The 24,095-nt window shown below is 69.6% G+C and carries 21 protein-coding genes; 12 read left to right on the top strand and 9 right to left on the bottom strand.

From position 1 onward, the window contains the following. Window positions 1-15: 15 nt before the first annotated feature. On the bottom strand, window positions 16-1,215 hold the full coding sequence (locus AC6F7H_RS24625) for a glycerophosphodiester phosphodiesterase (RefSeq protein ID WP_500759110.1): 1,200 nt from the start codon (window positions 1,213-1,215) through the stop codon (window positions 16-18). A gap of 485 nt (window positions 1,216-1,700) precedes the next feature. On the opposite strand from AC6F7H_RS24625, the gene AC6F7H_RS24620 reads away from it, so the two are divergent. Then, window positions 1,701-2,372, top strand: coding sequence for a lysophospholipid acyltransferase family protein (locus AC6F7H_RS24620; protein WP_109379519.1), 672 nt, complete (start codon window positions 1,701-1,703; stop codon window positions 2,370-2,372). A 68-nt stretch (window positions 2,373-2,440) separates the two neighbouring features. Here AC6F7H_RS24620 and AC6F7H_RS24615 read toward each other — a convergent pair whose 3' ends face one another. From AC6F7H_RS24615 to AC6F7H_RS24605, 3 genes are all read right to left on the bottom strand, one after another. After that, on the bottom strand, window positions 2,441-3,397 hold the full coding sequence (locus AC6F7H_RS24615; RefSeq protein ID WP_500759108.1) for an aldo/keto reductase: 957 nt from the start codon (window positions 3,395-3,397) through the stop codon (window positions 2,441-2,443). Window positions 3,398-3,526: 129 nt separating this feature from the next. Then, entirely contained in the window at window positions 3,527-4,954 is a 1,428-nt protein-coding gene (gene argH / locus AC6F7H_RS24610; RefSeq protein WP_500759106.1) for an argininosuccinate lyase, read from the bottom strand. 375 nt (window positions 4,955-5,329) lie between these two features. Further along, window positions 5,330-6,523, bottom strand: a complete 1,194-nt coding sequence (locus AC6F7H_RS24605) for an argininosuccinate synthase (protein ID WP_363037302.1) — start codon at window positions 6,521-6,523, stop codon at window positions 5,330-5,332. 223 nt (window positions 6,524-6,746) lie between these two features. Here AC6F7H_RS24605 and AC6F7H_RS24600 point away from each other — a divergent pair, with 223 nt between their 5' ends. From AC6F7H_RS24600 to AC6F7H_RS24580, 5 genes are all read left to right on the top strand, one after another. Further along, window positions 6,747-7,223 (top strand): hypothetical protein, encoded by a 477-nt coding sequence (locus tag AC6F7H_RS24600; RefSeq protein ID WP_500759104.1) that lies wholly within the window; start codon window positions 6,747-6,749, stop codon window positions 7,221-7,223. Window positions 7,224-7,323: 100 nt separating this feature from the next. Further along, complete coding sequence (locus AC6F7H_RS24595; protein WP_500759102.1) at window positions 7,324-7,911, top strand: pyridoxamine 5'-phosphate oxidase family protein; 588 nt, start codon at window positions 7,324-7,326, stop codon at window positions 7,909-7,911. A 136-nt stretch (window positions 7,912-8,047) separates the two neighbouring features. After that, complete coding sequence (locus AC6F7H_RS24590) at window positions 8,048-9,430, top strand: ferredoxin reductase family protein (RefSeq protein WP_500759101.1); 1,383 nt, start codon at window positions 8,048-8,050, stop codon at window positions 9,428-9,430. Window positions 9,431-9,469: 39 nt separating this feature from the next. Then, window positions 9,470-10,630 carry an FMN-binding protein gene (locus tag AC6F7H_RS24585; protein WP_500759100.1) on the top strand — a complete coding sequence of 387 codons (1,161 nt, stop codon included), beginning with the start codon at window positions 9,470-9,472 and terminating at the stop codon, window positions 10,628-10,630. 55 nt (window positions 10,631-10,685) lie between these two features. Then, window positions 10,686-11,423, top strand: coding sequence for an FAD:protein FMN transferase (locus AC6F7H_RS24580; RefSeq protein WP_500762025.1), 738 nt, complete (start codon window positions 10,686-10,688; stop codon window positions 11,421-11,423). A 35-nt stretch (window positions 11,424-11,458) separates the two neighbouring features. On the opposite strand, the gene AC6F7H_RS24575 is transcribed toward AC6F7H_RS24580, so the two are convergent. The 5 genes from AC6F7H_RS24575 to argC all read right to left on the bottom strand — a co-directional run bounded on the left by AC6F7H_RS24575 (window position 11,459) and on the right by argC (window position 16,748). After that, complete coding sequence (locus AC6F7H_RS24575; RefSeq protein WP_109379526.1) at window positions 11,459-11,998, bottom strand: arginine repressor; 540 nt, start codon at window positions 11,996-11,998, stop codon at window positions 11,459-11,461. A 100-nt stretch (window positions 11,999-12,098) separates the two neighbouring features. Beyond that, on the bottom strand, window positions 12,099-13,307 hold the full coding sequence (locus tag AC6F7H_RS24570; RefSeq protein WP_500759098.1) for an acetylornithine transaminase: 1,209 nt from the start codon (window positions 13,305-13,307) through the stop codon (window positions 12,099-12,101). After that, the gene (gene argB, locus AC6F7H_RS24565) at window positions 13,304-14,287 is read right to left on the bottom strand and encodes an acetylglutamate kinase (RefSeq protein WP_500759096.1); all 984 of its coding nucleotides are present in this window, start codon (window positions 14,285-14,287) and stop codon (window positions 13,304-13,306) included. The genes AC6F7H_RS24570 and argB overlap by 4 nt, the downstream gene beginning before the upstream one ends. A gap of 162 nt (window positions 14,288-14,449) precedes the next feature. Further along, window positions 14,450-15,607 (bottom strand): bifunctional glutamate N-acetyltransferase/amino-acid acetyltransferase ArgJ, encoded by a 1,158-nt coding sequence (gene argJ / locus AC6F7H_RS24560; RefSeq protein ID WP_500759095.1) that lies wholly within the window; start codon window positions 15,605-15,607, stop codon window positions 14,450-14,452. Between the two features lie 112 nt (window positions 15,608-15,719). Next, on the bottom strand, window positions 15,720-16,748 hold the full coding sequence (gene argC / locus AC6F7H_RS24555) for an N-acetyl-gamma-glutamyl-phosphate reductase (RefSeq protein WP_500759094.1): 1,029 nt from the start codon (window positions 16,746-16,748) through the stop codon (window positions 15,720-15,722). 352 nt (window positions 16,749-17,100) lie between these two features. Between argC and AC6F7H_RS24550 the strand changes: the two genes are divergently transcribed. The 6 genes from AC6F7H_RS24550 (at window position 17,101) to AC6F7H_RS24525 (ending at window position 24,090) form a co-directional block, all read left to right on the top strand. After that, complete coding sequence (locus AC6F7H_RS24550; RefSeq protein ID WP_500759093.1) at window positions 17,101-17,778, top strand: TnsA-like heteromeric transposase endonuclease subunit; 678 nt, start codon at window positions 17,101-17,103, stop codon at window positions 17,776-17,778. Then, on the top strand, window positions 17,778-20,063 hold the full coding sequence (locus AC6F7H_RS24545; protein ID WP_500762023.1) for a transposase: 2,286 nt from the start codon (window positions 17,778-17,780) through the stop codon (window positions 20,061-20,063). The genes AC6F7H_RS24550 and AC6F7H_RS24545 overlap by 1 nt, the downstream gene beginning before the upstream one ends. Then, window positions 20,060-20,257: a hypothetical protein gene (locus tag AC6F7H_RS24540; protein WP_500759091.1), complete on the top strand. Its 198-nt coding sequence runs from the start codon at window positions 20,060-20,062 to the stop codon at window positions 20,255-20,257. The genes AC6F7H_RS24545 and AC6F7H_RS24540 overlap by 4 nt, the downstream gene beginning before the upstream one ends. A gap of 66 nt (window positions 20,258-20,323) precedes the next feature. After that, a protein-coding gene (locus AC6F7H_RS24535; RefSeq protein ID WP_500756563.1) for an IS5 family transposase occupies window positions 20,324-21,138 on the top strand; the annotation gives its coding sequence in 2 pieces (ribosomal slippage) (window positions 20,324-20,681 and window positions 20,681-21,138; 816 coding nt in all). Between the two features lie 79 nt (window positions 21,139-21,217). Then, a complete protein-coding gene (locus tag AC6F7H_RS24530) occupies window positions 21,218-22,243 on the top strand; it encodes a TniB family NTP-binding protein (protein ID WP_500759090.1) in 1,026 nt (341 codons plus the stop codon). A 14-nt stretch (window positions 22,244-22,257) separates the two neighbouring features. Beyond that, the gene (locus AC6F7H_RS24525; RefSeq protein WP_500759089.1) at window positions 22,258-24,090 is read left to right on the top strand and encodes a TniQ family protein; all 1,833 of its coding nucleotides are present in this window, start codon (window positions 22,258-22,260) and stop codon (window positions 24,088-24,090) included. Window positions 24,091-24,095: the final 5 nt, after the last annotated feature.

The following is a 24,095-nucleotide window of genomic DNA, read 5'->3' as shown; positions in this document are numbered from 1 at the left end:
AGGGGACAGAACGACTCAGCCATTGACGAAGTCCTCGCGGGCGAGCAGACCGGTGTCCGGGTGGTCGGTGAAGACGCCGTCGATGCCGGTGGCGAAGTAGGTACGGAAGGCTCCGAAGACGTCGCCGTAGGCGTCGGGGTCGTTGCCCTTGCGGAAGTTCGCCGGCAGGAAGGGGTTCTCGTTGCGCATCGTGTACGGGTGCAGGATCAGTCCGGCCCGGTGCGCGTCGCGGACGAGGCTGGTGGGTTCGGTGAGGTTTCCGGCCGCGTCACGGGGGATGACCAGGTCCAGGGTGGGGCCGATGCCCTGGGCGTAGGAGGCGATCTCCTTCAGGCCCTTCGGCGTGATGAGGTCGGCCACGGTGCGCGGGTCACCGTTCTCGACGAAGTCCCAGGGGCGGCTGTCCGCGCCGGAGAGCAGCACGGCGAGCGGGTTGCCGACGAGCCTGCTCATCCGCTGGACGCTGGTGGGTTCGAAGGACTGGACGATGACGGGCGAGTTCTTCTTGTCCTTGCCGTACTTGCGCAGCAGCCGGGCGAGGCGCTCCTCGGTGCCCAGGCCCAACCGGCGGAAGTAGGTGGGGTGCTTGAGTTCGGGGTAGATCCAGACCTGCTTGCCGCGCTTGCGGGTCTGCTCGTTCTGCCAGCGCAGCACCTCTTCGAAGGTGGGGATCTCCCAGCGGCCGTCGTAGAGGGTGTTGTGCGGGCGGTTGGCCGGGATGCGCTCGGTGGCACGGAGCGTCTTGAGTTCGGCGAGGGTGAAGTCCTCGGTGAACCAGCCGGTGACGGAGACGCCGTCGAGTCGCTTCGTGCGCTTGCGGTCGGCGAACCCGGGACGGCTCGCGACGTCCGTGGTGCCGCCGATCTCCGGCTCGTGCCGACAGACGAGGTGACCGTCCCTGGTGGGCACCAGGTCGCCGGCCTCGACGATGTCGGCACCCATGTCGAGAGCCAGTTCGTAGGAGCCGAACGTGTGCTCGGGCCGGTAGCCGCTGGCCCCCCTGTGGCCGATGACGGTCGGGACGGGCAGGCCCTTGACGCCCCGTCCGCCGCCGCTGCGTCCCTCGGCGTGCCGGGCCTCGGCCGCTCTCGCCGTGCCGCCCAGCCCGAGGACGGTGCCGCCCGCGCCGAGCACCGCCGCGCCCAGGAGCGCCCGCCGCCCGGTTCCGCCGTCCGCGGCCTTGCCCGTCCGCTCGTCCGACTCCTGCGTTCCCATGAGGTGCCTCCTGCCGTCGACCGTCAGTGCGGGGTGATCGTAGGGGCGCGTGCATGACGAACGGGAGACCGCGACCGGAACACGCGGGGGCCACCGGATGGCGTACGGCCCGGGCCCGGCCCATCGGGCTCCGACGGGTGTGCGAGGCGGGGGGTCTGACGAGCCGCCGGCTTCGGAGGCGCCGTACCGGGTACTTGTAGGCACGCCGTCAACGGCGCGCCTCCCGCGGTCCGCGGGTCGCGCGTGCTTCGATCCGGCCGTGTCCGCACCCCGGACCGACGACGCCGCGGATCACCCTCCGCGGACGCGACATGCCTCACATCACGTCGTGCGCGTCACGGCCGTACGACACCACGTCACCGCAGGTGAAAATGCGCCTGCACCGCGTGACACCCCGGTGGACCCGACGTGCGCGTCCCCCTCGCCCGCGAGTAATGTCCTTGCCTGCACAGACTCATACCGCATTCCCGACACCGGAGGACCCGTTGTCCCGCTTCGCGCTCATCAAGGCAGTGCTCGGCCCGATCATGCGCCTGATGTTCCGCCCACGGGTGGAGGGTGCGGAGCACATCCCGGGTGACGGTCCCGTCATCCTGGCCGGCAACCACCTCACGTTCATCGACTCGATCGTCCTGCCGATCGTCTGCGACCGCCAGGTCTTCTTCATCGGCAAGGACGAGTACGTCACCGGCAAGGGCCTCAAAGGGCGGCTGATGGCCTGGTTCTTCACCGGCGTCGGCATGATCCCGGTCGACCGGGACGGCGGCCGGGGCGGGGTCGCGGCGCTGATGACGGGCCGTCGGGTGCTGGAGGAGGGCAGGATCTTCGGCATCTACCCCGAGGGCACCCGCTCTCCCGACGGCCGCCTCTACCGGGGCCGCACCGGTATCGCGCGGCTCACCCTGATGACGGGCGCGCCCGTCGTCCCGTTCGCCATGGTCGGCACCGACAAGCTGCAGCCGGGCGGCGCGGGACTGCCCCGCCCGGGCAAGGTCACGGTCCGCTTCGGTGAGGCGATGGAGTTCTCCCGTTACGAGGGCATGGACCGCGACCGCTACGTCCTGCGGGCCGTGACCGACTCGGTGATGGCCGAGGTCATGCGCCTGTCCGGGCAGGAGTACGTGGACATGTACGCCAGCAAGGCGAAGGCCGCCTGACCTCGCCCGCCGCGAGGACCACGCACGCCGACGGCGGACCGCTGCTGAAGCGGTCCGCCGTCGGCGTGTCAGTGCCAGGGCAGCTGTCCGCGTCGTTCCCAGTACGCGTGCGGGTCCTCGGGCAGCGCGGCGAGGCGGGAGAGCTGGTCGTCGTCGAGGTCGACGGCCGCCGCTCGCAGGTTGGAGGCGAGCTGGACGACGGTGGCGGCACCGGAGAGGACGACACCGGCCCAGGGCCGGCGCAGCACGAGCGCGAGGGCGACGGCGTCGCAGTCCAGTCCGGTCTCCGCGGCGACGGCCCTGAGCGCGTCGGGAGCGTGGGCCGCGGCCAGCCGTCCGTTGGCCATGCCCTCCTTGACGATCACCGTGAGCCCGGCGTCGTGAGCCTCGGCCAGCGCGGGCTCGGCGGACGTCTCCAGCGCGTTGTACGTGGACTGGACGGTACGGAAGAGGGGTTCGCCCTCGACCGTGACGGCGAGCGCCGCGCGGACGGCGTCCGCCTGGGCCGGGCCGCTGGTGGAGAACCCGACCGTGAGTCCCTGGGCCGCCGCCTCGGCGAGGCGGGCGTGGAGGTCCTTGTCGGTGAGGGCGGGGCTGTCCGGGGTCACCGAGTGGATCTGGTAGAGGTCGAGCCGGTCCCCGAGCAGTGCGTCGGATTCGGCGCGCTGGCGCTCGTACGCGGCGAGGGAGTGCTCCTTGACCTCGTGCCGCTCGGCGTCGGTGGACCAGTCCGCGGTGTACGTGTAGCCCCATTTGCTGCCGATGACGACGTCGTCGGCGTCGGGCCGGTCGCTCAGCCAGTCGGCGAGGAACTCCTCGGACCGACCGTAGGAGCGGGCCGCGTCGAAGTAGCGGACGCCCTGGGCGTAGGCGGCGTCGAGGAGGTCGTGGGTGCGGGTGCGCAGGGCTTCGACACTGCGGTCGCCGCCGAGGTCGGTGTCGCGGTCCAGGTTGATGTAACCGGGCCGGCCGACGGCGGCGAGTCCCAGGCCGATGTGGCAGGTGGGGGTAGCGGCTGTGGCCATAGGGGTCTCCCCTGCTCGAGCGAAGCCGAGAGCTTGGGGAAGCGCGAAGGGCATCGGGGCTCCGTCCGGTCGGCTCCTTGCGGCTGCCCGACCAACGTAACCCGCGATGCCCCTGCGACACCTGCTCCCTTACTTCTTGGCGTTCGCCCAAGCGTGCTGGGCGGCCAGGTCCGCCTTGACCTCGGTGAGCTGCGTGGCGACCGCGCTCGGTGCCGTGCCGCCGCGGCCGCGGCGGGAGGCGAGGGCACCGGGGACGTTGAGGACGGTGCGCACCTCGGGGGTGAGGTGGGCGGAGATCTTCGCGAACTGTTCGTCGGTCAGCTCGTCGAGCTCCTTGCCCTCCGCCTCGGCGGCCTTGACGCACTCCCCTGCCACCTCGTGCGCGACCCGGAACGGCACGCCCTGCTTGACCAGCCACTCGGCGATGTCGGTGGCCAGCGAGAACCCGGCCGGGGCCAGCTCCTCCATGCGCTCGCGGTGCACGGTGAGGGTGGCCATCATGCCGGTGAAGGCCGGGAGCAGGACCTCCAGCTGGTCGATGGAGTCAAAGACAGGCTCCTTGTCCTCCTGGAGGTCGCGGTTGTACGCGAGCGGGAGCGCCTTGAGGGTGGCCATCAGGCCGGTCAGGTTGCCGATCAGCCGGCCCGACTTGCCGCGCGCCAGCTCCGCGATGTCCGGGTTCTTCTTCTGCGGCATGATCGACGAGCCGGTGGAGAAGGCGTCGTGCAGGGTCACGAAGGAGAACTCCTTCGTGTTCCAGATGATGACCTCCTCGGCGATCCGGGAGAGGTTCACGCCGATCATCGCGGTGATGAAGGCGAACTCGGCGACGAAGTCCCGGGAGGCCGTGCCGTCGATGGAGTTGGCCGCGCTGCCGTGCTCGAAACCGAGGTCGCGGGCCACCGCCTCCGGGTCCAGGCCGAGGCTGCTGCCGGCCAGCGCGCCCGAGCCGTACGGCGACACCGCGGTCCGCTCGTCCCACTGGCGCAGCCGCTCGGCGTCCCGGGACAGCGACTGGACGTGGGCGAGGACGTGGTGGGCGAAGAGCACCGGCTGGGCGTGCTGGAGGTGGGTGCGGCCGGGCATGGCCACGTCCGGGTGGGCCTCGGCGAGGCCGACGAGGGCGTCCTGGAGATCGGCGATCAGGCCGCCGAGCGTCCGGGCGTGATCCCGCAGGTACATCCGGAACAGGGTCGCGACCTGGTCGTTCCTGGAACGGCCCGCACGCAGTTTGCCGCCGAGGTCGGGGCCGAGGCGCTCCAGCAGGCCGCGTTCCAGGGCGGTGTGCACGTCCTCGTCGGCGACGGTGCCCGTGAACGAGCCGTCGGCGACGTCCGCCTCGAGCCGGTCGAGGCCCTCGATCATGCGGGTGAGTTCGTCCTCGGTGAGCAGGCCCGCCCCGTGCAGCACGCGCGCGTGCGCACGCGATCCGGCGATGTCGTAGGGCGCGAGCCGCCAGTCGAAGTGGACGGACGCGGACAGCTTGGCCAGGGCCTCGGCGGGACCGTCGGCGAAACGGCCGCCCCAGAGCCGTACGTCACCGCTGTTGCTGCTCACTTGAAACCTCCGAGGGCGCTTTCGGCTCCAGCCGGGGAATGAATCGAACTTCTGCGGAGCGGAGTTTCACCCAAAAGGTGATAGGCCACCCACACGGTTGGGTAAGCTGACTTTCGTGCGTTGCGAGAGCCAAGCACGCGCAGCTCCTTTGTCTTAACGGGCAACCGGACAGGTTCCGTCCCGGCTGGTGCTGAGAGCGTCAGTCTCGATCGCTCGCTGAGCGAATGAGCTGCTTGAGCCAGGAATCCCCTGCTTCAGCCGGGGGAGGGTTCAATTGCGTTGCTCCTCGAAAAATGGTGCTGTGTGACCGCCTCCCCACTTTGGTGAGTGAGGAGGCGGTTCCCAGACTGATGCGGGTGAGGCGACCGGACGCCCCTACGCGAGGTCGCGCCTGGCGGCGATCTTCGACGACAGGCTGTAGATGTCGATGAAGCCCTTGGCCGCCGCCTGGTCGAAGGTGTCGCCGGTGTCGTAGGTGGCGAGGTTGAAGTCGTACAGGGACGACTCGGAGCGCCGGCCGGTGACGACGGCCCGGCCGCCGTGCAGGGTCATCCGGATGTCGCCGTTGACGTGCTGGTTGGCCTCGGTGATGAAGCCGTCCAGGGCGCGCTTGAGCGGGGAGAACCACTGGCCGTCGTAGACCAGCTCGCCCCAGCGCTGCTCGACCTGCCGCTTGTAGCGGGCGAGTTCGCGCTCGACCGTGACGTTCTCCAGCTCCTGGTGGGCCGTGATCAGCGCGATGGCGCCGGGCGCCTCGTACACCTCGCGGGACTTGATGCCGACGAGGCGGTCCTCGACCATGTCGATCCGGCCGACGCCCTGGGCGCCCGCGCGCTCGTTGAGCTGCTGGATGGCCTGGAGGACGGTGACGGGCTTGCCGTCGATGGCGACCGGCACGCCTTCCTTGAAGGTGATGACGACCTCGTCGGCCTCTCGCGCCACGGCGGGGTTCTGCGTGTACTCGTAGACGTCCTCGATCGGCGCGTTCCAGATGTCCTCGAGGAAGCCGGTCTCGACGGCGCGCCCGAAGACGTTCTGGTCGATGGAGTACGGCGACTTCTTCGTGGTCGCGATCGGCAGGCCCTTGGCCTCGCAGAAGGCGATGGCCTTGTCGCGGGTCATGGCGTAGTCACGGACCGGGGCGATGCACTTCAGGTCGGGGGCGAGGGCGACGATGCCGGCCTCGAAGCGGACCTGGTCGTTGCCCTTGCCGGTGCAGCCGTGGGCGACGGTGGTGGCGCCGTGCTTCTGCGCGGCGGCGACGAGGTGCTTGACGATCGTCGGCCGGGACAGCGCGGAGACCAGCGGGTAGCGGTCCATGTAAAGGGCGTTGGCCTTGATCGCCGGGAGGCAGTACTCGTCGGCGAATTCGTCCTTGGCGTCGGCGACCTCGGCCTCGACGGCACCGCAGGCGAGCGCGCGCTTGCGGATGACGTCCAGGTCCTCGCCGCCCTGGCCGACGTCGACCGCAACGGCGATGACCTCGGCGCCCGTCTCCTCGGCGATCCAGCCGATGGCGACGGAGGTGTCCAGACCGCCCGAGTAGGCGAGTACGACGCGCTCGGTCACGGGATTCTCCTTACAGTGCATTCGCTGATATGCATGAGTATGCAGGAGAACGCATGATTCGTCAATCCACCTCCGCGTGAGTGTCGATTCCGGGGGCGATCGAACGCGGGAAACCGCTTTCCCGCATCTCCGCAGGACGCAGGCGCCGCGTCGGCACGACCGGGACACCACGCGAGACCCACGAAACCCGACCCCACCCCCTCGATCCGAGTGAGGCATCCGCATGTCCTGGGCTCTTCCGAAGTGCAACAAGCGTCGCGTCGGCCTCATCGGCGATGCCGCCGCCGTGGCGCCGTCCGGCGCGGTGACCGCCGGATCCGCCCTCGCCGGCGAGTCGTCCGAGGACAGCGCCGCGAACGCCCGGACATCCGCGGTCCCTGGCACGATCAGCTGTCCCGACGTCGCCCCGCGGCTCCCCGCCGTCCCCGCCTCCGCCCAGGCCGAGGTCGAGGTCGAGGTCGAGGTCGAGGTCGAGGTCGACCGCAACCTCGCCGACCTCGACACCCAGATCAACGAGGCCGACAAGCGGCTCGTCGACACCGTCGGACAGGGCGGACCCGACTTCGTCCAGAACGCCGCCCTCAGGCCCCTCAAGGACAAGCGCGTCGCCGCCATCAACCGCATCGCCACCGCCATCGGCCGCACCGCCGAACGCCCCGCCGGACTCGACGCGCTCGCCGCCTGCACGTTCACGAAGTGACGTGACAGGCACCGTGGTCGCCCCGTATTCACGCCGGCCGGGGCGGCCACGGACGATAATCCTTAGACAGGCGAAAGAAGTGCGCCCATAATCGGTGCCCATGGGAAAGACCTATGAGCGCATAGACGGCCGGCTGCGCACGTTCATCGAGGCGCAGCCGGTCTTCTTCACCGCCACCGCACCCCTGTCCGCCGACGGCACGGTCAACCTCTCGCCCAAGGGCCTCAAGGGCTCCTTCGTCGTCCTCGACGAACTCACCGTGGCCTACCTCGACTTCGCCGGTTCCACCGCCGAGACCATCGCCCACCTGCGGGAGAACGGCCGTATCACCCTGATGTGGTGCGCCTTCCAGGGGCCGCCCAACATCGTGCGCGTCCACGGCCGCGGTGAGCCCGTCTTCCGGGACGACCCGCGCTTTCCCGAACTGCTCGCCCGCTTCCCCGACATCGATCCGGCGGCCCACGGCCTGCGCGCGGTCGTCGTCGTGACCGCCGAGCTCATCCGCGACTCCTGCGGCTACGCCGTCCCGTTCATGGCCTACGAGGCGGAGCGCGACCTGCACGGGAAGCGGTTCGCGCGGGAGGACGACGCCTCGCTGGACGCGTACTTCACCAAGAAGGAACACATCGCGACGAGCCTGGACGGCCTCCCCGGGCTGCCCCTGCCGCTGCCCCCGTCCCCGGCCTGAGCCGTCCGCCCGGACGCCCCGGTCTCCCAAGGAATGTCCCGGGGCGTTTTTCCTCCGCACGCCCCGCCTTTTCGCTGAACGCTCCCGAGTCACGGCACGTATGTGTGGGCCAAGGGTCAAGTCCCACGGAGGAACCGTGACCACCACGCTCGCAGGCGGACGTGCCGCCCGCCGTCAGACGATGCGCCGCATCCGTCCGCGCCGCTCCCCCGCCGTGCCCCTGCTGCTCGCCGTGGGGGCGGGCGCGGCGGCCGTGCTGTGGTTGTGGTGGGACAACACACCGTCCATCTCGGACACCACCGGAAGGATCGTCGCCGCGGGCCGCATCACCGGCCTGCTGGCCGGCTATCTGATGGCTCTCGTGGTGCTGCAGATGGCCCGGGTCCCCGCGCTGGAACGCCGGGTGGGCTCGGACCGGGTGGCCCGCTGGCACGCGATGAGCGGGCGCTACACCGTCAGCCTGGTCGTCGCCCACGTCTTCCTCATCATGTGGGGCTACGCCCTCCAGGCCGGCAAGGGCCTCGGCGACATCGTCCGGCAGACGATCACCTCCGTCGACCAGCTGCCGGACATGGGCAAGGCCGCCATCGGCACGGGTCTGCTGTTCGTGATCGCGTTCATCTCGATCGGCCCGGTCCGCCGCCGGCTGCCGTACGACAGCTGGTACCACGTGCACCTGCTGACGTACGCGGCGATGTACCTGACGTTCTGGCACCAGATCACCACCGGCAACGAGTTCGCCGTCGAGCCGGCCGCGAAGACCTTCTGGTACGGGCTCTACGGCGCCGTGACCGCGCTGGTCCTCTGGTACCGGGTGCTCACCCCGATCCGGCTGAACCTGCGTCACCGGATGCGGGTCGAGGCGGTCATCGAGGAGACCCCGGGCATCACCTCGGTGCTGATCAGCGGGCGCAAGCTGCACCGGATGGGCGCGGAGGCCGGTCAGTTCTTCCGCTGGCGGTTCCTGGCGCCGGGGATGCGGTTCAGCTCCCACCCGTACTCGCTGTCGGCGGCTCCCCGCCCCGACATGCTGCGGATCACCGTGAAGGCGATCGGCGACCACACCTCCCGGCTGCGCGAGCTGGAGCCCGGCACCCGGGTGTGGGCGGAGGGACCCTACGGGGCGATGACCGCCCAGCGCCGCAGCCGCGGCAAGGTGCTGCTGGTCGCGGGCGGAGTGGGGATCACCCCGATGCGGGCCCTGTTCGAGACGCTGCCCGGCGCCTCCGGGGACATCACCCTGCTGTACCGGGCCAACACCACCCAGGACCTGGCCCTGTGGGGCGAGCTGGCCAAGATCGCCGAAGAGCGCGGTGCGCGCCTGATGTACGCGGTGAACAGCCCCGAGGGGGAACGTCCCGACATCTCGGCGGACAGTCTGCGGCGGAAGATCCCCGACATCGACGACCACGACGTCTTCATGTGCGGCCCGCCCGGGTTCGCCCAGTCGGTGTACGACGCACTGCGCGGCGCCGGGGTCCCCGCCCGCCGTATCCACCACGAGTCGTTCGAGATGTGAGCGACGGGTCATCCACACCCATCAGGAGCTTGAGAAGCGATGAGGAAGAGTCACCCCGTCCGGCGTGCCGTGCTGGCCACCGCCGCCACCGTCTCCGGGATCGTGCTGCTGCTGACGCTGAAGCCGGATTCCGACCCGGGCTCGGCGGACGCGGCCGGCGGCACGGTCCCGCCCGCGGCCGCGCAGTCCCCGCAGGGCGGCGCCCAGGCCATGGCCAACGGCACCGTCACCGGTGACGCGGCGCAGACCGAGTACGGGGCGGTACAGGTACGCCTGACGGTCAGCGGCGGGAAGATCACCAAGGCCGAGGCCGTCCAGTCCCCCAAGGGCGGTCAGAGCGACCAGATCAACGCCGACGCCGTACCCAAGCTCAACCAGTCCGTGGTCGCCGCGCAGAGCGGCGAGATCGACGCGGTGTCCGGCGCCACCTACACCAGCACCGGGTACAAGAAGTCGCTGCAGTCCGCGCTCGACAAGGCCAGGGCCGCCGCACCGGCCGGGGACGGGCAGGGCGCGGAAAACTCCCAGACCCTCAAGGACGGCACCGTCACCGGTGACGCGGCGCAGACCCAGTACGGGGCCGTGCAGGTACGGATCACCGTCCAGGGCGGGAAGATCACCAAGGCCGAGGCCGTCCAGTCCCCCAAGGGCGGTCAGAGCGACCAGATCAACGCCGACGCCGTACCCAAGCTCAACCAGTCCGTGGTCGCCGCGCAGAGCGGCGAGATCGACGCGGTGTCCGGCGCCACCTACACCAGCACCGGGTACAAGAAGTCGCTGCAGTCCGCACTGGATCAGGCCGAGGCCGTCGGATCGGCCGCGTCCGGCGGCGGGTCCGCCGGCAAGAAGGAGCCCTCCGACGAGGAGCCCGCCGGGAAGGAGTCCGCCGGGAGCGGGCAGGGCTCGGGGGGCGGGCAGACCCTCAAGGACGGCACCGTCACCGGTGACGCGGCGCAGACCGAGTACGGGGCGGTACAGGTGCGGATCACCGTCCAGGGCGGGAAGATCACCAAGGCCGAGGCGGTGCAGGCGCCCAAGGGCGGCCAGAGCGACCAGGTCACATTCTCGTCCGTGCCCCGGCTCAACAAGGCCGTCGTGGAGGCCGGCAACGCGGACGTCGACGCCGTGTCCGGCGCCACCTACACCAGCGCCGGCTACAAGAAATCGCTGCAGTCCGCACTCGACAAGGCCGGTGGCTGACGCCGTGGCCGAGTCCGCACAGGCTCCCGCCGCGGTGCGTCGTACGGAGGAGACGATGGGGACCGTCTTCTCCTTCGACGTCCGCGGCGGGGAACCCGCTGCCGTACACGCGGCGCTGGAGGAGGCGGTCGCCGGGCTGCGCCGCATCGACGAGGTGTTCAGCACGTACCGCGACGACACCCAGATCTCGCGGCTGGCACGCGGCGACCTCACGGTCGAGGAGTGCGACCCCGAGGTCGCCGAGGTGCTGGAGCTGGCCGCGGAGGCGGAACGGGTGAGCGGCGGCTGGTTCAGCCCGCGCTACCGGGGCCGGCTCGACCCGACCGGCATCGTCAAGGGCTGGGCCACCGAGCGGGCCGCGCGGCGGCTCGCGGAGGCCGGGGCGGTCGGCGTGAGCCTCAACGGCGGCGGTGACGTCCAGTTGCTGGGCTCCCCGGGGGCCGGGCGGCCGTGGCGGGTGGGCGTGGCGGATCCGCTCCGGCCGGGCGGCCTCGCGGCCGTGGTCTCCGCGGCCGGCGTGGACGAACTGGCCGTCGCCACCTCGGGCACCGCCGAGCGCGGCGACCACATCGTCGACCCGCGCACCGGCCGTTCCGCGGTCACCGACCTGGTCTCGGTGACGGTGGTGGCGCCCCGGCTGGTCTGGGCCGACTGCTGGGCCACTGCCGCCTTCGCGATGGGGTCGCGGGAGGGGCTCGCCTGGCTGGAGACGCTGCCCGACGTGGAGGCGCTGCTGATCACGGCGGGCGACGAGGTGCGCTGCACGGGGGGCCTGGCGGACCGGCTGGGGTGATCGACCGGGCGTGCCCCTGCCGGCCCGGCCCGCGCTCAGTGCCCGTTCTGGGCCAGCCGCAGCATGTGCTCGGCCAGGGCCGGCCCGCCCACCGGGTCGCGACTGATCAGCATCAGCGTGTCGTCACCGGCGATGGTCCCCAGGATGTCGTGCAGTTCGGCCTGGTCGATGGCCGAGGCCAGGAACTGCGCGGCACCCGGAGGGGTGCGCAGGACCACGAGATTGGCGGACGCCTCCGCGGAGATCAGCAGCTCCTGGGAGAGCCGCCGCATCCGCTCCTCCTTCGCTGACTCCCCCAGCGGTGCGCGCGGAGTGCGGAAGCCGCCCTCGCTCGGTACCGCGTAGATGAGGTCTCCGTCGGTGTCGCGGATCTTCACCGCGTTCAGCTCGTCCAGGTCCCGGGAGAGCGTCGCCTGGGTGACGGTCAGTCCGTGGTCGGCGAGCAGCTTCGCCAACTGGCTCTGGGAACGCACCGGTTGCCGGTTGAGTATGTCCACGATCCGGCGGTGGCGGGCGGTGCGGGTCTGCGGTACGGCAGGCCCGACAGGCTGTCCGTGGTCCTGATCGTGGCTCATCGTCGTCTCATTCTCCGGTCATCCTCGGGGCGTTCCCCGGCTCGTGGTCCGGTTCATCGCCCTGCTCGTCGTCCGGGCCTCGCCCGGCTCGTGGTACGGCTCACCGTCCGGCTCGCCCTTCCCCGTCCGCCGCCCGGCCGACGGCGTCCAGGACGCCGGGCAGTGCCCCGAGGAAGGCGTCCACCGCGTCGTCCCCGAGGATCAGCGGCGGCATCAGCCGTACGACATCGGGGGCGGGCGCGTTCACCAGGAAACCGGCGTCCTGAGCCGCCTGTTGCACCTGGGGCGCGAGCGGTTCGGTGAGCACGATACCCAGGAGGAGGCCCGCACCCCGGACATGGCTGATCAACGGGTTGCCGAGCGCCTCGATTCCGTCGCGGAGCCGCTCGCCCTGCCGCTTGACGTTCTCGAGCAGCCCCTCGTTCTCGATGGTGTCGAGGACGGCGAGGCCGGCGGCGCAGGCGACCGGATTGCCCCCGAAGGTCGTGCCGTGGTGGCCGGGGTGCAGCAGTTCGGCGGCGCGTCCGAAGGCGACGGCCGCGCCGATCGGCAGCCCGCCGCCGAGTCCCTTGGCGAGGGTGACGACGTCGGGCAGGACGCCTTCGTGGGCCTGGTACTCGAACCAGTTGCCGGTGCGGCCGATGCCGGTCTGCACCTCGTCCAGGACGAGCAGCGCGCCCGTGGCGGCCGTGATGGCGCGGGCGGCCTTCAGATAGCCGGGCGGGGGCACCACGACCCCGTTCTCGCCCTGGATCGGCTCGATGACGACCAGCGCCGTGTCCTCGGTGACCGCGGCGGCCAGGGCCTGCGCGTCGCCGTAGGGGACATGGGTGACGTCCCCGGGCAGCGGTGCGAACGGCTCCCGCTTGCCCGGCTGGCCGGTCAGCGCGAGGGCGCCCATGGTGCGGCCGTGGAAGCCGCCGTCGGTGGCGACCATGTGGGTCCGCCCGGTGAGCCGCCCGATCTTGAACGCGGCCTCGTTGGCCTCGGCTCCCGAGTTGCAGAAGTACACCCGGCCCTCGCGGCCGAAGAGCCTCAGGAGCCGTTCGGCGAGCGCGACGGGCGGCTCGGCGACGTACAGGTTGGAGACGTGACCCAGGGAGGCGATCTGCCGGCTGACGGCCTCCACGACGGCCGGGTGGGCGTGGCCGAGCGCGTTGACGGCGATACCGCCGACGAAGTCGGTGTACTCCTTGCCGTCGGCGTCGCGGACGGTGGCGCCCGCGCCGCTGACCAGGGACAGCTTCGGTGTGCCGTAGTTGTTCATGAGCGCGCCCTGCCAGCGCGCGCTCAGCTCCTCGTTGCTCACGACTCCCCCTGTCCTTCCTGCACGTCCTGCGCATGCGGTGTTCCGTCGGGTACGGCCTCGGCGGGGTCGTCGGGCACGACCATGGTGCCGATGCCCTCGTCGGTGAAGATCTCCAGCAGGATCGAGTGCTGGACCCTGCCGTCGATGACGCGGGCCGTGGTCACGCCGTTGCGTACCGCGTGCAGACAGCCCTCCATCTTCGGCACCATGCCCGAGGACAGCTCCGGCAGCAGCTTCTCGAGCTGGGAGGCGGTGAGACGGCTGATCACCTCGTCGGAGTTCGGCCAGTCCTCGTAGAGCCCCTCGACGTCGGTGAGGACCATGAGGGTCTCGGCGCCCAGAGCAGCAGCGAGTGCCGCAGCCGCCGTATCAGCATTGACGTTGTAGACATGGTGGTCGTCCTGGCTCCGGGCGATGGACGAGACGACCGGGATACGGCCGTCGGCGAGCAGTGCCTCGATGGCGCCGGTGTCGATCTCGGTGATCTCACCGACCCTCCCGATGTCGACCGGCTCCCCGTCGATCTCGGGCCGGTGCTTGGTCGCGGTGAGGGTGTGCGCGTCCTCACCGGTGAGGCCGACGGCGAACGGGCCGTGCCGGTTGAGCAGCCCGACCAGCTCACGCTGCACCTGTCCGGCCAGCACCATCCGCACGACGTCCATGGCGTCCTCGGTGGTGACCCTGAGGCCGGCCTTGAACTCGCTGACGATGCCGTGCCGGTCGAGCGCGGCGCTGATCTGCGGGCCGCCGCCGTGCACGACGACCGGCTTGAGGCCGGCGTGCCGCAGGAAGACGACGTCCTGGGCGAAGGCGTTCTTCAGTTCCTCGTTCACCATGGCGTTGCCGCCGAACTTGATGACGACGGTCTTGCCGTGGTGCCGGGTCAGCCAGGGCAGCGCCTCGATGAGGATCTGCGCCTTGGGCAGGGCGGTGTGCTTGCGAGTCGGGGACTTTCGCTCTTCTGGGTGATTGACCGTCATAGCCGACTTTCGGAAGAATCTCGGATCAGCCGCCGGGCGGGCGGTGTTGGCCTGTGGGGGCGACGTAAGACTCATCTCGGACTCGTCCGGGGCGAGCGGTCGCCGGTGAATCAGGAGCTCTCGTCGGTGACGACGAGGACCCGCGACAACCAAGCGGGCACGTCAAGAGGAGTAGGCGCTGTTTTCGTGGACGTAGTCGGCCGTCAGGTCGTTTGTCCAGATCGTTGCAGACTCATTGCCTGCCGCGAGGTCCGCGACGATGTGGACCTCGCGGTAGCGCATGTCGACCTTGTCGCGGTCCTCGCCGACGCCGCCGTTCTTGCACACCCAGACGCCGTTGATGGCGACGTCGAGTTCGTCGGGTTCGAAGGCGGCCTTCGTGGTGCCGATCGCGGACAGCACGCGGCCCCAGTTGGGGTCCTCGCCGTGGATGGCGCACTTGAGGAGGTTGTTGCGGGCGATGGAGCGGCCCACCTCGACGGCGTCGTCCTCGGTCGCGGCACCCACCACCTCGACCTTGATGTCCTTGCTGGCGCCCTCGGCGTCGCCGATGAGCTGCCGACCGAGGTCGTCGCAGACGGCGCGTACGGCCTCGGCGAACTCCGCGTACCCGGGGGTGACGCCGGTGGCGCCGGAGGCGAGCAGCAGCACGGTGTCGTTGGTGGACATGCAGCCGTCGGAGTCGACGCGGTCGAAGGTGACCCGGGTGGCGGCGCGCAGGGCCCGGTCCAGCGTCCCGGCGTCGACGTCGGCGTCGGTGGTGAGGACGACCAGCATGGTGGCGAGGCCGGGGGCGAGCATGCCGGCACCCTTGGCCATGCCGCCGACGGTCCAGCCGCCGTCCGCCGAGGTGACGACGGCCGTCTTGTGCACACTGTCCGTGGTCTTGATGGCGATGGCGGCCTTCTCACCGCCGTGCTCGGACAGCCGGCCTGCGGCCGCCTCGACCCCCGGCAGCAGCTTGTCCATGGGGAGCGTGACGCCGATGAGCCCGGTGGAGCAGACGGCCACCTCGCCCGCGCCGGTCCCGAGCACCTCGGCGGCCTTCTCCGCGGTGGCGTGGGTGTCCTGGAAGCCCTTGGGGCCCGTACAGGCGTTGGCGCCACCGGAGTTGAGGACGACGGCGGCGACCTGGCCGCCCTTGAGCACCTGCTCGGACCAGAGCACGGGTGCGGCCTTGACGCGATTGGCGGTGAAGACGCCCGCCGCGGCGCGGCGCGGCCCTTTGTTGACCACGAGGGCCAGGTCCGGATTGCCGTTCTCCTTGATCCCGGCGGCGATACCGGCCGCCGTGAATCCCTTTGCTGCCGTCACACTCACTGTGTCTCCTTGTTCGCCCTGCCGCGGTAGCGGCTGATGTCACTGCCGCCCGAGCAACGCAGAGGTGCGGGCATCGTGCTCGTCTGCGGCCCGGCGGCTGCACGTGCGTCGCTCACGGAGCGACTCCGATCGTGGTCAGTCCGGTGGACTCGTCGAGCCCGAGGGCGATGTTCATGCTCTGCAGAGCGCCGCCCGCGGTGCCCTTGGTGAGGTTGTCGATGGCGCTGATCGCGATGATCCGCCCCGCGGCCTCGTCGTACGCGACCTGGATCTGAACGGCGTTGGAACCGTGGACGGACGCCGTCGCCGGCCACTGGCCCTCGGGAAGCAGACGGACGAAGGGCTCGTCGGCGAACGCCTTCTGGTAGGCGGCCCGGACGGACTCGGCGGTGACTCCGGGCCTGGCCTTGGCACTGCACGTGGCGAGGATGCCGCGGGGCATCGGCGCGAGGGTCGGCGTGAAGGAGACGGAGACCCGCTCCCCCGCCGCCGCGCTGAGGTTCTGGATCATCTCGGGGGTGTGCCGGTGGGTGCCGCCGACGCCGTAGGGCGACATCGACCCCATGACCTCGCTGCCCAGCAGGTGCGGCTTGGCCGCCTTGCCCGCGCCGGAGGTGCCGGAGGCGGCGACGATCACCGCCTCGGCCTCGGCGAGCCCCGCGGTGTAGGCCGGGACGAGGGCCAGCGAGACGGCGGTCGGGTAGCAACCGGGCACCGCGATGCGCTTGGACCCCTCCAGCGCAGCGCGGCCGCCCGGCAGTTCGGGCAGGCCGTAGGGCCAGGTGCCGGCGTGCGGGGAGCCGTAGAACCGCTCCCAGTCGGCGGCGTCGGCGAGCCGGTGGTCGGCGCCCATGTCGACCACGAGCACATCCGGCCCGAGCTGCTCGGCGACGGCGGCTGACTGCCCGTGCGGCAGGGCCAGGAAGACGACATCGTGCCCGGCGAGCACGTCGGCCGTGGTCGCCTCCAGCACCCGCTCGGCGAGCGGCACCAGATGCGGCTGCAGGCTCCCGAGCCGCTGCCCGGCGTTGGAGTTCCCGGTCAGCGCACCGATCTCCACCCCGGGGTGCGCCAGCAGCAGGCGCAGAAGCTCCCCACCCGCATATCCACTGGCCCCGGCCACAGCCACCCGTACGCTCACGAAAACCTCCTCCTCGATGGCATGACTATACGTACATCCGCACGTTTATGCAACGCTGCACAGGGAGCGCCGGGCGACAGCTGCGACGGAGAATTTTAGTTGGCACATGGAGAACGCTGGTTGGCAAATCTTGGTCCCGTCACGCTGTGTTGCGGGCAGTACCGGCGAAACGCCCCCGTCGCCGGTCGAGTGGTGCTTCTCTGGATGAGTGAGCGAGGCAGCGAGAGCGAAGATCCCGTCGGATTCAAGTCAGCTGGACCACCTTGTCACGGCGTACGACGGGGACGCCGGACTGCGGGATCGGCTGCGGCTCGGGGACGACTGGCCGCGTCGGTGGAGTTCGACGTGGCAGGTGGGCGCCGACGAGGTCTGCTGGCCGGTCCGGGACATGGCTCACGTACCGGTGATGTCGTCCCGGCCGATGCGGGGGTTCACGTGGCGGGCGAAGCAGCGGCACCGCCCCGGCCTGGAGGCGATGGCGTCAGCGGGCGGGAAGCATGGCTTCGAGTCGCTGAAGGAAGTGAGCCTGCTGGTCGCGCTGGACTTCTTGAGGGCATCGGAAGTGCTGTCGCAACCGTTCCGGCTGGACTTCGAGCATGCGGGCGGGCATGCCTGGCATATCCCGGACTTTCTGGCCGTGATCGGCGGTGGGATGTGGTTGCTGGACGTCCGCCCGATGGAGCTGATCAAGGAAGAGGACGCGGTGAAGTTCGCGGCGGCGAGGGAGGTGGCGGCTGCCTGCGGCTGGAGGTACTCGGTGGTCGCGGGCTGGCGCCCGCATGTCTGGAGCGTCCTTGATCACATGTCTTCGCGCCGGCGGCCAGCGAGGGACCTGCTCGGCATGCGCGAGCAGCTGCTCACCGCTATCAGCGGGCAGCAGGGGCGGGTGATGACGTTCTCCGACCTGGCGGAGGCGACCAGCGTGCCTTCCGTTGGCCGGGCGAACATCGTCCGGCTGCTCTGGCAGCGCGAGCTCGGCGTTGACCTGGGAAGTCCTCTGCGGGACAGCTCGCTGATCTGGGCGGTGTGATGGCAGCGAGGGGGTTCTTGCAGATCGCGCCGGGTAGGCGGGTCGCGCTCAATGGCGTCGAGTGGACGGTTGAAGACGTCCAGGGCCAACTCGGTCGGCTCGTCCTCGTGGATGACGACGGCCGCGCGGAGACCCGCTCGTTCCGTTGGCTCATCAACCATGCTGACCTGCGTCTTCTTCCGGCAGTCGAGTCGGGGCGCCCGTCGCCGGTCGCCCGGCAGCCGAGGACACTGGCCGACTTGACCAAGGACCAGTTGGAGCGGGCCCGGCTGCGGGCGGCGCACGTGCTGGAGGCCGAGACGGGGTTCCGGGAGGGCCACCCGACTCGGGCCCTGCAGGGTGAGCCCCGGCCAGCCTACGACCCGGACCGCACGACGTTAACTCAGCGTCGGTACGCGAAGGCTGCGGAGATAGAGGCGATGCCCCGTCCGGAGGCGGTCCGGTGCGGTCTGCAGCACCTCAGCTACCGGACGCTGGTACGTCTGTCGGGACTGGTGGGCGACAGTCTCCTGCTGGCCTGCGCGGACGGGCGCTGGACGCGGCGACGCAGCGGGCACCGCACCATCACGAAGGAGGTCCGGGAGGCGATCTTCGCAGTAAAGGCCGAGTGCGGCCCACGCGCCCGCCTGAGCCAGAGTGCCAAGCACCGGTTGATGCACCAGTACATGCGTGAGCGGTTCCCGACGTTTCCCACTGAGAAGATCCCTTCCCGCTGGACGCTCGCGGCCGTCTGGAAGGAGTGGTTCGGGCCCGGCGGAGCCCGGCCGCGTTACGGGCGGACGGCGGAGGCGGCCGCGGAGGCCGGGGTCTCCGGCCGGATGGTGGTCCACCGGCCGGGCCAGGTTCTGGTGCTGGACTCGACCCCGATGCCGGTGAAGCTGCGCGAGACCGTGTTCGGCGACGCGATCACCGCGACGCTGACCCTCGCACTCGATCTCTACACGCACGGGCTGCCGGCCTTCCGGCTTACGCTCCAGTCCGACACCTCGGTCGACATCGCGATGCTGCTGCGGGACGTGATGCTGCCGCTTCCGATGCGGGACGGCTGGGGCGAGGACATGGAATGGCCCTACGCAGGGGTGCCGGCCGAGGTGATCGCCGAGTTCACCGGGCACCGTGTCGCCGCTCTGCCGTTCTTCGCCCCGGAGACGGTCACCACCGACCACGGCGGCCCCTACAAGAATCACGACCTGGTGGAAGCCGAAACGGAGATCGGCTGCCGGATCCTGCCTGCTCGCGTCCTGCGGCAGACCGACAAGTTCGCGGTCGAGCGCCAGTTCCTCACCATCCAGACCATGCTCTTCGAGCACCTGCTGGGATTCACCGGCGGTGACGTCGCGGATCGCGGGGCCGACCCGGAACGCGATGCGAGCCTCACGCTCGCGCAAGCCGAGCACATCATCGCGACCTGGATCGTCCAGATCTGGCAGAACCGTAAACTAGGCGAATACGCCCCGAGTTGGGCGCCGGGTGAAGACCACAGCCCCAACACCCTGTTCGCTGCCGCGATGGAACAGGGCGGCTTCGACCTGGACTTCCCCGAACCGAGCTTCTACTACAAGGTCTTGCGCAAACACCACGTGAAGATCCATCCTCGTCGCGGGGTGAAGATCCTCGGGCTCTGGTATCACCACCCGGTCTTCGACGAGCCGCGCTTCCAGCAGCCCTCCGCCCGGGGCGGCAAACACGCGGGCAAGTGGGTTGTCCGCAGTGACCGGAGGGACCGCCGGCAGGTGTTCTTCCAGGACCCTGCCGACCACGAGACCTGGCACATTCTGCGCTGGAGAGGACTGCCGCCCGAAGGTGAGATCCCTGCGTTCTCGGACAAGACTGCCGACGCCCTGCTGACACGCGTGAGGGCGAACAAGATCAGGATCCATTCCGAGAGCGAGCTCCTAGAACATCTGCTCGGGATCCTCGGCTCGGTCACCCCAGTCGACCAATGGCCCAGCCAGGCCAAGAGGAAGGCCGGAAAGAAGCAGCGCGTCGCCCAAGCCCGCGAGATCACCCGCGCACAGGCTGCGGCCGCTGACCGCCCCGCCGCACCCGCCATCGCGGATGAGCCAGCTCCGGCTGAGATGCCCGCGGCCTGGGCCGAGCACGCCCGCACGATCGACCACGCGGTCGACGCCGACCGCCGTCGACGACGCGAAGAAGCCCTCGCCGACGTCAAGCCCGTGGCCCCGGCAATGCTGCACGAGGCCCTGAACCGGCGTCCCATGTTCCGGCTTCCGCCCCCCGACGACTTGGAAGCCGATACACCTGTTCAGGAGGACGACACGTGACCCGAGCCCTCTCTCACGATGACCCGCTGGACGGTCTGCCGTCACGAGCCAGGATCGCCGAGCTGATCCTGGGCAGCCGCCCGCCCCTCGACACCTACGCCGGCTGGCAGCACTACCGCACCCACTACGACCTACTCGTCCCCGCTCCGACGATCTCCCCGCAGCAGTGGTCGATGCTCCCTAAGAGGACCTAACAAAATAGAACGTTTGCGCTAATCTGGAGATGTCGGTGCGGATCCGCTCTGACCAGGAGGTGCGCGATGTCCCGCCCCAAGCCCTGGGAGATCGACGACGACCTGTGGGCCCTGATCGAGCCGCTGCTACCCGTGGTCGAGCGCCGGCCCGACCATCCGGGCCGCAAGCGACTGGACGACCGCAAGGCCCTGCAGGGCATCCTGTTCGTGCTGGCAACCGACATCCAGTGGGAGTGGCTGCCACAGGAACTGGGCTTCGGCTCGGGCATGACCTGCTGGCGTCGGCTGCGGGACTGGAACCAGGCCGGTGTCTGGCAGCAGTTGCAGGCCATCCTGCTGGCCAAGCTGCGCGGCGCGAACCAGCTGGACTTCTCCCGCGCCGCCATCGACGCCTCTCACGTGCGTGCCCTGCGGGGCGGCCCAAAACCGGCCCGAGCCCGGTCGACCGCGCCCGGCCGGGCTCGAAGCACCACCTGATCACCGATGCGCGCGGCACTCCGCTCGCGGTCTCGCTCACCGGCGGCAATCGCAACGACGTCACCCAGCTGATGCCGCTGCTCAAGGCGATTCCCGCGGTCCGCGGCCGCTGTGGGCGTCCCCGGTTCCGGCCGCGGCGTCTGTATGCGGATCGCGGCTACGACCACGACCGCTACCGCAGCATGGTCCGCACCCTGAGCATCACCCCGGTCATCGCCCGCCGGGGGCAATCCCACGGCTCGGGCCTGGGCGTCCACCGGTGGGTGGTCGAGCGTGGACTGTCGTGGCTGCACGGTTTCCGGCATCTGAGGATCCGTTGGGAGCGCCGGGACGACATCCACGACGGCTTCCTGCAGTTGGCGGTCTGCCTCATCCTGTACCGGCGCGTCCGAGCACTCTGTTAGGACCTCTAAGAGCCGCCAGTACGACTACGACCTCTACCGGGAGCTGACGAACGCGAACCTCCCGCTGCAGGACACCCCCATGCACGACAAGGTCGGCAAGCTGATCCGGCACCGGTTGAGCGGCAACACGAGGAAGAAGAACGACCCGACCCGCGCCGGCGTCATGATCAGCGGCTGGGGCAACTACGGCAAAACCGCGTCTGTCTGCTCAGCCGGGGCCGTCTTCGAAAAGCAGTGGCTGGAACTCCACAGCCACCTCAACCCCCAGGCTCTGCCGGGCACCCGTGATCTCCACGCACCGGTCGTCTATGTCTCGACCCCGGTGACAGCAACCCCGAAAAGCCTTTGCACGTCGATCTTAGGCTTCTTCCGGGCACCGACCCGCAAGTCGGCCACGCTGCCGGAACTGGTACGGCAGGTCGCCGACTCCCTTTATGACCATGGCGTCAAAGCTCTGATTCTGGACGACATCAGCCGGCTGCGGATGCACAGAGCCGACGACCAGGACGTCCTCGACCTGATGCGGGCCTTTATGAGCCTGGACGTCACTCTGATCCTGACCGGCGTCAACATCTCCGGCATCGGGCTATTGCGTGAGGCCAAGTGGAACAAGAAGACCCGGCAATGGGAGATGCCACCGCTAGAGTCGACCCGCATCCACGGTTTGGAGGTCACCCAGACGGAACACCGCTTCGAGCTCATCGAGATCGACCGGTTCCGCTACACCACCCCGAAACAGATCGCGGTCTTCGTCAATCACCTGAAGGGAATCGAGAAGCACCTGCGGCTGATGAACGCGACGCAGGGCATGCTCACCGGCGGCGGTATGCCGGAGTACTTGATGCGTCGCACCGGCGGTGTCATCGGCCTGCTGGGACGCCTGCTCGAAGACGGCGCCCAGGAAGCCATGGAGTCCGGGAAGGAAATGATCGACGAGAGCCTGCTGGACGAGATCGTGCTCCGGCGGGACGAGCCCGAGCAGCCGCCGGACGAGCCCATCATCCCGGCCGCCCCGCGGACCGCCGTCAAGAAGGCCACGCAGGCGAAACGACCCCGGAACACCGTTTTCGATGACCCTGGCCCGGCTGCCCGCGCGGGCGCCTGACGGATGGAGCCGTGATGCATCCACTGCCCCGGAGTCTCGAACCGCTGTCGGGAGAATCCCTGGTCAGCTATCTGCTTCGGCTCGGGCACCGTCTCGGCCTCTCGCCTCTGCACCTGAGCCGCGCGGCAGGCTGGATCAGGCAAGGCACCCCCAATCACTTCCCGGGCAGTCTGCTACTGGATCTTCCCAAGCCTCAGGCCGAAGCGTTCGCCCGGCTCACGGGACAGACGGCCAGGGAAGTCTCCGCGCTGACGTTGGCGCAGTGGCGGGACCGATATCCTCCGATCGCCCGGTCCCTGTCCGAACCCGGGCGCTTGATGAGACCAGACGCATGGGTCTATGTCGGCTCGCCCCGCTTCTGCCCCTCCTGTCTGGCGGGCGACGGCACTGCGGCCCAGCAATTACACGGCGGGCCATGGCTCAAGCTCTGGCACCTGCCCATCGTCTTCGTCTGCACCGAGCATCGGCTTTATCTGGAAGCCGAATGCCCGCACTGCGGTCAGCCGCACGACGCGCAAGGCCCTCTGGTCCAACGAGCCAACGACCATACGCTGCATCCGGCGCAATGCCGGTGGACGGTCGCCGCGCAGACGCCGAGGAGGAAGTCTTTCGCCTGTGCCGGCAGACTCGACGACCGCACCGCCCCTGCCTGTGACCGGCCACAACCGACTGCGGACATCCTCCGCTTCCAGAAATCCCTTCGTAGCCGCCTGAAATCACCCACTCGCGCCACGGAAGCGTCCGAGTATTTCACGGATCTCCGGCTGGCCACCGCACTGATCAGCACAACATTGCCTCATAGCCGGGACCTCCTCGACGCCAAGACCGCTGAGCGAATCGACTCCAACTCGCAGAAACTGCGTGACGATTCGGGCGGGAGGCGCAACCAGCAAGTCCGCGACACGCCACCGCGCGATCCCGTTGTCTGCGGAGCTCTGCTGATGGCCGCAGATCGCCTGCTTTCGAGAGACGACCTGCCTGACCTCCTGTCGGAGATCACGCGCGCCGCCTTCGGCAGCCCCTCAAGCCGAACACCGTGGGCAGTTCTCTATGACAAGCACAAGAACGACTGCTCTGAGCGACTCCGGCAGGTCGCTGAGCCAGCGACCCGGGTGTTCCCCCGAGTCAACGGCCGCAGGGGCACACACGCACCACTGCGAACCGGCTACCAAGCCGAGCACATTCCGGCATTCCTGGAGCCGGACTGGTATCAGCGCTATCTGGCCAGCTGTGCGGGATCAGAGTCCAAGACCGTGCGGAGAGCCGCCGCCGTCCGACTCGTCCAGTGGGCCATGGGTGGCACCTACGACGACGCCGCGAAATTTCTCGGGATCACGCCCGTCCAGACGCACCTGCTCACCGGACGCGGGACGCGGTGCTCAGCGAAGACAGGCTGCAACCCTCTTGATCTCGACAGAGCCCTCCGCGCTCTTGCCTCAGAACTGCAATCACCACGTCAACCACCAGTTAACTATCGGCGCAGGCGACAAGTACTTCACGAGTGGGTACTCAGCATCGACGCCTGGAATGCCTTGGTCGGACAACTCCCGCCCACCCTCGTCCAGTTCCGTACACTGACCAACGACCGCAAGCGTCAGGATGCCTCGGTGTTCATCTGGACGCTGATCACGCGAGGCGAGCACCTTTTCGCTCCGCGCCCGCTCGAAGCCACGCAACCCACCGAAATCCAGCAACAATGGGCCACACGGCGAAATACCTCATGGTTCCAGTACTCCCGCCCCGATCCGCTGCGCCACTACGCCGACCTGCGCCACGTTCTCACCAAGTACGCGCAGCGCCTCGCCCGGGACATCGACGCAGGCGCTCGCCCAACGTCGCTCGGCTAGTACTC

This window comes from Streptomyces sp. MMS24-W38 (assembly GCF_059889265.1).
This window is presented reverse-complemented; position numbering and strand designations above follow the sequence as displayed.